Raw genomic sequence first — 6,955 nt, 5'->3', positions numbered from 1 at the left:
TCATCCGGCGCTCGGCCTGATCGTGGACAGCTTCCATACCCTGTCGATCAACGACGATCCCGCAGGTATCGCCGATGTGCCGGGCGACCGGATCTTTTTCGTCCAGCTGGCCGACGCGCCGCTGATGAAGATGGACGTGCTGTCCTGGAGCCGTCATTTCCGAAACTTCCCCGGACAGGGCGAGTTGCCGGTCGACAACTTCCTGCGCGCCGTCCTGGCCAGCGGATACCGTGGACCGCTGTCGCTGGAAATCTTCAACGACGATTTCCGGACGGCCCCGGCACGCCAGACCGCGCGCGACGGCCTGCGCTCGCTGATCCTGTCGGAAGCGAAGGCCGGCTATGGCAAGGGCCTGCCGGAGCCGCCGGCCTTCGACGGCTTCGAGTTCCTCGAATTCGCGGTGGACGAGCAGGCGAAGGAGGATCTAGCGGCATTCCTCGGCAGCCTTGGCTTCCGGCACGCCGGCCGGCATCGCTCCAAATCGGTCGAACTGTACCGTCAGGGACGAGTCAACCTGGTCCTCAACAGCGAGCCGGACAGCGCCGCTTCCGAGCATTTCCAGATGCACGGCCCCTCGGTCTCCGCCATGGCGTTGCGGGTGGACGATGCCGACAAGGCGGTGGACCGGGCCGAAGCCCTGCTCTACGGGACATGGCGCGAACGGATCGGGGAGGGCGAGCGCCGCATCCAGTCGGTCCGGGCGCCCGACGGCACGCTGGTTTATCTGGTCCAGCCCGACCAGTCCGGCCACAGCATCTGGGAAAACGACTTCACGCTGTTCCCCGAGGCGGAGGAAAGCGGCCTGACCTGCATCGACCACGTGGCGCAGGCGCTGCCGTTCGGCCGCATGGACAGCTTCATCCTGTTCTACCGGGGCGTCTTCGGCTTCGTACTGGAGCAGTTGTGGGAGCTTCCCGACCCCTACGGCCTGATCCAGAGCCGGGCCATCGTCAGCCCCGACCGCAGCGTCCGCCTGCCGCTCAACTTCTCCGAAAGCCGCAAGACCGCAACCGGCCGGTTCGTGTCCGCGACAGCCGGGGCCGGCGTCCACCACATCGCCTTCGCCAGCGATGCGATCGAGCAGACGCTGACCTCGCTGTCGAAGGCGGACGCGCCGATGCTGCCGGTGCCGGCCAATTACTATGACGACCTCGCCGCCCGGCTCGGGCTGGATGACGATACTTTGAGCGAACTCCAGCGCTTCGGCCTGCTGTTCGACCGGGACGACCAGGGCGAATTCAGCCACGCCTACACCGAAACCTTCGAAGAGCGCTTCTTCTTCGAGATCGTCCAGCGCCGGGGCGGTTATCAGCAGTTCGGTGCGGTCAACGCCGCCGTCCGCATGGCGATGCAGACGCGCCTCCGCGAGCAGGCGCAGATCGAAGACTTTCTGTCCTGAACCTAGCCTGACGCTAACCAAGACTAACGTCCAAAAAACGAGAGGGAGAGACATGGCCAGACCCGTCGTCATCGCCGTTGCCATTACAGGTTCGGTGCCGCGTAAAAAGGACAATCCCGCATTGCCGGTGACCCCGGCGGAGCAGATCGAATCCACGCACGAGGCTTTCGAGGCCGGTGCGTCCCTCGTCCACATCCACGTCCGCAACCCGGACGAGTCCTCGTCCTCCGACCCCAAGCTGTTCCAGCAGGTCCAGGAAGGCATCAACAAGCACTGCCCCGGCATGATCGTCCAGTTCTCGACCGGAGGACGCGGACGCGATCAGGCGGCGCGCGGCAGTTCCCTGTATCTCCGGCCCGAGATGGCGTCGCTCTCGACCGGTTCGGTCAACTTCCCGACCATCGTTTACGAGAACGCGCCGGCCCTCGTTTGGGACCTCGCCAGCAAGATGAAGGAGAACGACATACGGCCGGAGATCGAGATCTTCGACCTGTCGCACATCCATGCCGCCAAGCGCCTGATCGACGAAGGCCTGATGAACAGCCGGCCCCACGTGCAGTTCGTCATGGGCGTCAAGAACGCCATGCCCGCCGACGAACACCTGCTCGACATCCTGCTGGCCGAGCTGAAGCGCGTCATTCCGGCTGCGACCTGGACGGCTGCGGGTATCGGCCGGTTCCAGAGCGAAGTGATGCGCTGGGTCTTGGAGCGCGGCGCCGACGGCGTGCGGACCGGGCTGGAAGACAACATCCGCGTCACTAAGGACCGGCTGGCGTCCGGCAACGCCGAGTTGGTCAGGATCGCCGCCGACCTCTGCGCCAAATACGATGCCCGGCCCGCGACGGTGGCGGAAGCCCGCGAGCTTCTGGCGATCCGCGCGGCCTGATCCGATGACCAGCCAGTTGTTCACTCCGCTCTTCGCCTCCCATGAGGCGGCGCGCCTGTTCAACGACACTGCCCGGCTACAGGGGATGCTCGACTTCGAGGCGGCGCTTGCCCGTGCCGAGGCGAAGACGGGGGTGATCCCCGCCGAAGCGGTCGGAGCGATCGAGGGCCGGTGCCGTGCCGATCTGTTCGACATCGGCGAACTGGCGGAAGCCACGGCCAGAGCCGGCAACCCCGCGATCCCGATGGTCAAGCGCCTGACGGCATTGGTGGCGGAATCGGACAAGGATGCCGCCCGCTTCGTCCACTGGGGCGCCACCAGCCAGGACGCCATGGACACCGGCTTGGTGCTGCAACTCCGTGCGGCGCTGGAGGTGATCGACGCCGACCTCGACCGGCTGGCAGCCGGCCTCGGCGACCTTGCGTCCGCGCACCGGCTGACGCCGATGGTAGGCCGGACCTGGATGCAGCACGCGCTGCCCGTCACCTTCGGCCTCAAGGTCGCGGGCTGGCTGGACGCGGTGAATCGCCACCGGGAGCGGCTTGGCGAGTTGAAGCCCCGGCTGCTGACCCTCCAGTTCGGCGGGGCCGCCGGAACGCTGGCGGCGCTCGGTGAACAGGGGCTGACGGTCGCTTCGGCTTTGGCCGACGACTTGTCGCTGACGCTGCCGAATACCCCGTGGCACGCCCACCGCGACCGCGTGGTCGAGTTCGGCTCATGGCTCGCCCTGCTGGCCGGCACGCTGGGCAAGATCGCCCGCGACGTGTCGCTGCTGATGCAGACCGATGTCGGCGAAGTGTTCGAGCCGGCAGGGGCAGGGAAGGGCGGCTCCTCGACCATGCCGCACAAGCGCAACCCTGTCACGGCGGCATCGGTCATGGCGGCTGCCACCCGTGCCCCCGGTCTGATCGCAACCCTGTTCGCCGCGATGCCGCAGGAGCATGAGCGGGGGCTTGGCAACTGGCATGCCGAGTGGGTGGCGCTGCCGGAACTGGCGATGCTGACGATGGGCGCGCTCCGTCAGGTCGCCGACATGGTTCCCGACCTGGAAGTGGATGCCGCCAGGATGCGCGCCAACCTGGAAGTGACCCACGGCCTGATCATGGCGGAACGGGTCATGATGGCGTTGGGCGCCAAGCTCGGCCGGCTCCACGCCCATGAACTGGTCGAGCACGCGACGAAGAAGGCGGTATCCGAGGGCCGGCATCTCCGCGATGTCCTGGGCGATGACCGCGCCATCACGGCGGAACTCGGTTCCGACGAGCTGGACCGGCTGTTCGACCCGCTGGGCTATGTCGGGCAGGCGGCGGCTTTCGTGGATCGCGTGACCGGCTGACCATAACCGCCGCCAACCTGCTGAAGAACAAGGGAGAAAGCAACCCATGCCCCACATTACCACCGGGGACGGTACCCGGATCTTCTACCAGTTCGACGGGGAGGAGGGGCGTCCCGTCCTGCTCCTGTCCAACTCGCTCGGAACCACGCTCGAGATGTGGGACCCCCAGATCCCCGCACTCACCGGCCATTACCGCGTGCTTCGCTACGACAGCCGGGGGCATGGAAGGTCGGATGCTCCGGAAGGCCCGTACGAGATCGCGCGGCTCGGGCGTGACGCCGTCGACCTGCTCGACGCGCTCGATATCGAGACGGTGCGCTTCTGCGGTTTGTCCAAGGGCGGCATGGTCGGCATGTGGCTTGGCATCCATGAACCGGACCGCGTCGAGCGGCTGGTTCTCGCCAATACCTCCGCCTATATCGGCGCGCCCGAGGTTTGGAACGCCCGCATCGAGACCGTCCGGTGCGACGGCATGTCCGCGATCGTTCCCGGCGTGATCGAGCGCTGGTTCACGCCCCGCTTCCAGAAAGCCGACCCGGCGGCGGTCGAGCGCACAGCGTCGATGCTGCGCGGAATTCCGCCGCAGGGTTACGTCGCGTGCTGCGCCGCCGTCCGCGACATGGACCAGCGGGCGGAAATCGCCGCGATCTCGGCCCCGACGCTGGTGATCTCGGGCACCCACGACGGCGCCACGCCGCCAGCCCATGCCCAGTTGATCGCCGCCGAGATTGCAGGCGCGGCACTGGTCGATCTGGACGCCGCACACCTGTCCAACATCGAGCAGGCCGACCTGTTCACCCATAATCTGGTCGGCTTCCTTACCATGGCGGAGACATCCAATGGATGAACGTGATCGTTACGACGCGGGCATGAAGGTCCGCCGCGCCGTCTTGGGCGACGCGCATGTCGACCGTTCGCTGACCAAGCGGACACCATTCAACGAGGAGTTCCAGGACCTCATCACCCGCTACGCCTGGGGCGAGATCTGGACGCGGCCGGGGCTGGAGCGGCATACCCGAAGCTGCATGACCCTGTGCATGATGGTGGCGCTGGGTCACTGGGACGAATTTGCGATGCATGTCCGCGCGGCCTTCAACAACGGCCTGACGCGGGACGACATCAAGGAAGTGCTGCTTCAGGCCGGCGTCTATTGCGGTGTTCCGGCAGCCAACCATGGCTTCCAGATCGCTCAGGAAGTCTTCGACCAGATGGAAAAGTGAAAACCGGGAGAGGAAATTCATGAAGCCGAACACCGAATACACCAGGCGCGACTGGGACAGCCATCCGCCCTATATCGTGCCCGACTACAAGTCGACCCTGCTGCGCGGCCCGAAGAAGCCGCTGATCCCGATCCCGCACAGCCTGTCGGAACTGACCGGCCCGGTCTTCGGCCATGACAAGGTCGGCCCGCTCGACCACGACCTGACGAAGAACGGCGTCCAGAACGGCGACCCGCTGGGCGAGCGCATCATCGTCACCGGCAGGGTGCTGGATGAATCCTCCCGCCCGGTCCCGCATACCCTTGTCGAGTTGTGGCAGGCCAATGCCGCCGGCCGCTACGTCCATCGCTGGGACCAGCACAACGCGCCGCTCGATCCCAACTTCTTCGGCGGCGGCCGGACCGTGACCGATGCCGAGGGCCGCTATCGCTTCGTCACGATCAAGCCCGGAGCCTATCCTTGGGGCAACCACCACAACGCATGGCGGCCCAATCACATCCATTTCTCGCTGTTCGGGCCGAGCTTCGTCACCCGTCTGGTGACGCAGATGTATTTCCCCGGCGATCCGCTGCTGGAATACGACCCGATCTACCAGGGCATCCCGGAAGTTTCCCGCAGCCGCCTGATCTCCCGCTTCTCGCTGGACGTGACCGAGCCGATGCAGGCGCTCGGCTACGAGTTCGACATCGTGCTGCGCGGCCCGCGCGCGACCCCCGTGGACGAGGATTGATCGCCATGCCCAAGCAAACTCCCTCGCAGACGGTCGGTCCCTATTTCGCCTATGGCCTGACGCCGCAGCCCTATGGCCGGCCCGGCATCGCCGACGGCCGCATCGTGGACGAGACGGTTCCCGGTGAGCGGATCATCGTGACCGGGCGGGTGATCGACGGGGCAGGCGCTCCCGTGATCGACAGCATGGTCGAGGTCTGGCAGGCGGATGCCCAGGGCCGCTACGCCCATCCGGCGGACGGCAGGGCCGCCGACTTCCACGGCTTCGGCCGGACCGGCACGGACGAGACAGGGACTTTCCGATTCGAGACGGTAAAGCCCGGCAGCGTCACGGGATCGGATGCAAGGCCGCAGGCGCCGCACCTGAACGTCACCGTCTTCGCCCGCGGCATGCCGAACCATGCCTATACCCGCATCTATTTCAGCGACGAATCAGCCGCCAACGAATCGGACGCCGTGCTGGGGCTTGTCGAAGCCGGCCGGCGCGGCACATTGATCGCCGCAAGGCAGGAGACTGCGGGCGGTCCGGTCTACCGCTTCGACATCAATCTTCAGGGCGACGCCGAAACGGTCTTCTTCGATCCCTGACCGCATGGTCGTGCCGGCGGTTCTCCGGGGGCGTTTTCCGCCCTGTGACATCATGCACACTTCATCGGCCTGCATGAGGTACACTAACTGGTTCGTTCAAGGATCGCACCGATGCGCTTCAGAGGCATCGATTCTGGTGGAATGCGGGAAATGGAAACGATGCTGACTGAAGGCACCATGCTCAAGGAAAAGTCCCCGGCGCCGACGCGCCGGAACGATCCTGAGCGCACCAAGCAGGATATTCTTGCGATAGCGACGAAGGAATTCGCGGATCACGGCCTGACCGGCGCGCGGGTGGACGCCATCGCCGCCCGCACCCGCACGACCAAGCGCGCAATATATTACTACTTCGGCAGCAAGGAGGGCTTGTACGTCGCCGTCCTGGAGAAAGCCTACGGCGACATCCGCCGGGTCGAAGCCGACATGCATCTGGAAGATCTGGAGCCGGAAGCCGCGATCCGTAAGCTGATCGACTTCACGATCACCTATCACGAGGAAAACCCCGATTTCGCCCGCCTCGTCAGTATCGAGAACATTCATCGGGCCGAGTATCTGTCGGCGTCGGAATCGATTCAGAACCTGAACGTCGCCATAATCAAGATCATCGGCGACATCGTCAGACGGGGTCGGGAGCAGGGGGTCTTTCGCCTGGATGCGGATCCGGTCGATCTGCACATGCTGATCAGTTCGTTCTGCTTCTTCCGCGTTTCCAACCGCTACACCTTCGGAGCGATATTCCAGCAGGATTTCTCCGAGCCGGGATATCTGGAAAAGCATAAGCGGATGATCGGCGACGC

General features: G+C 65.4%; 8 protein-coding genes. All 8 read left to right on the top strand.

Annotation, left to right across the window (positions count from 1 at the left end):
* Positions 1-1,399: bifunctional sugar phosphate isomerase/epimerase/4-hydroxyphenylpyruvate dioxygenase family protein (locus AC5JJ6_RS15685; protein ID WP_496042951.1), on the top strand; the 1,399-nt coding region annotated here is incomplete at its 5' end.
* Between the two features lie 52 nt (positions 1,400-1,451).
* Entirely contained in the window at positions 1,452-2,285 is an 834-nt protein-coding gene (locus AC5JJ6_RS15680) for a 3-oxoadipate:acetyl-CoA acetyltransferase (RefSeq protein WP_496042950.1), read from the top strand.
* A gap of 4 nt (positions 2,286-2,289) precedes the next feature.
* Entirely contained in the window at positions 2,290-3,621 is a 1,332-nt protein-coding gene (locus AC5JJ6_RS15675) for a 3-carboxy-cis,cis-muconate cycloisomerase (RefSeq protein ID WP_496042949.1), read from the top strand.
* 46 nt (positions 3,622-3,667) lie between these two features.
* On the top strand, positions 3,668-4,468 hold the full coding sequence (gene pcaD, locus AC5JJ6_RS15670; RefSeq protein ID WP_496042948.1) for a 3-oxoadipate enol-lactonase: 801 nt from the start codon (positions 3,668-3,670) through the stop codon (positions 4,466-4,468).
* Positions 4,461-4,841: a 4-carboxymuconolactone decarboxylase gene (gene pcaC, locus AC5JJ6_RS15665; protein WP_496042947.1), complete on the top strand. Its 381-nt coding sequence runs from the start codon at positions 4,461-4,463 to the stop codon at positions 4,839-4,841. Before pcaD ends, pcaC begins: the two co-directional genes overlap by 8 nt.
* Before the next feature lie 19 nt (positions 4,842-4,860).
* Positions 4,861-5,571, top strand: coding sequence for a protocatechuate 3,4-dioxygenase subunit beta (gene pcaH / locus AC5JJ6_RS15660; RefSeq protein ID WP_496042946.1), 711 nt, complete (start codon positions 4,861-4,863; stop codon positions 5,569-5,571).
* A gap of 5 nt (positions 5,572-5,576) precedes the next feature.
* Positions 5,577-6,158, top strand: coding sequence for a protocatechuate 3,4-dioxygenase subunit alpha (pcaG, locus tag AC5JJ6_RS15655; protein ID WP_496042945.1), 582 nt, complete (start codon positions 5,577-5,579; stop codon positions 6,156-6,158).
* Positions 6,159-6,308: 150 nt separating this feature from the next.
* On the top strand, positions 6,309-6,955 hold a 647-nt coding region (locus AC5JJ6_RS15650; RefSeq protein WP_496042944.1), incomplete at its 3' end, for a TetR/AcrR family transcriptional regulator.

This window comes from Skermanella sp. (assembly GCF_059503625.1).
This window is presented reverse-complemented; position numbering and strand designations above follow the sequence as displayed.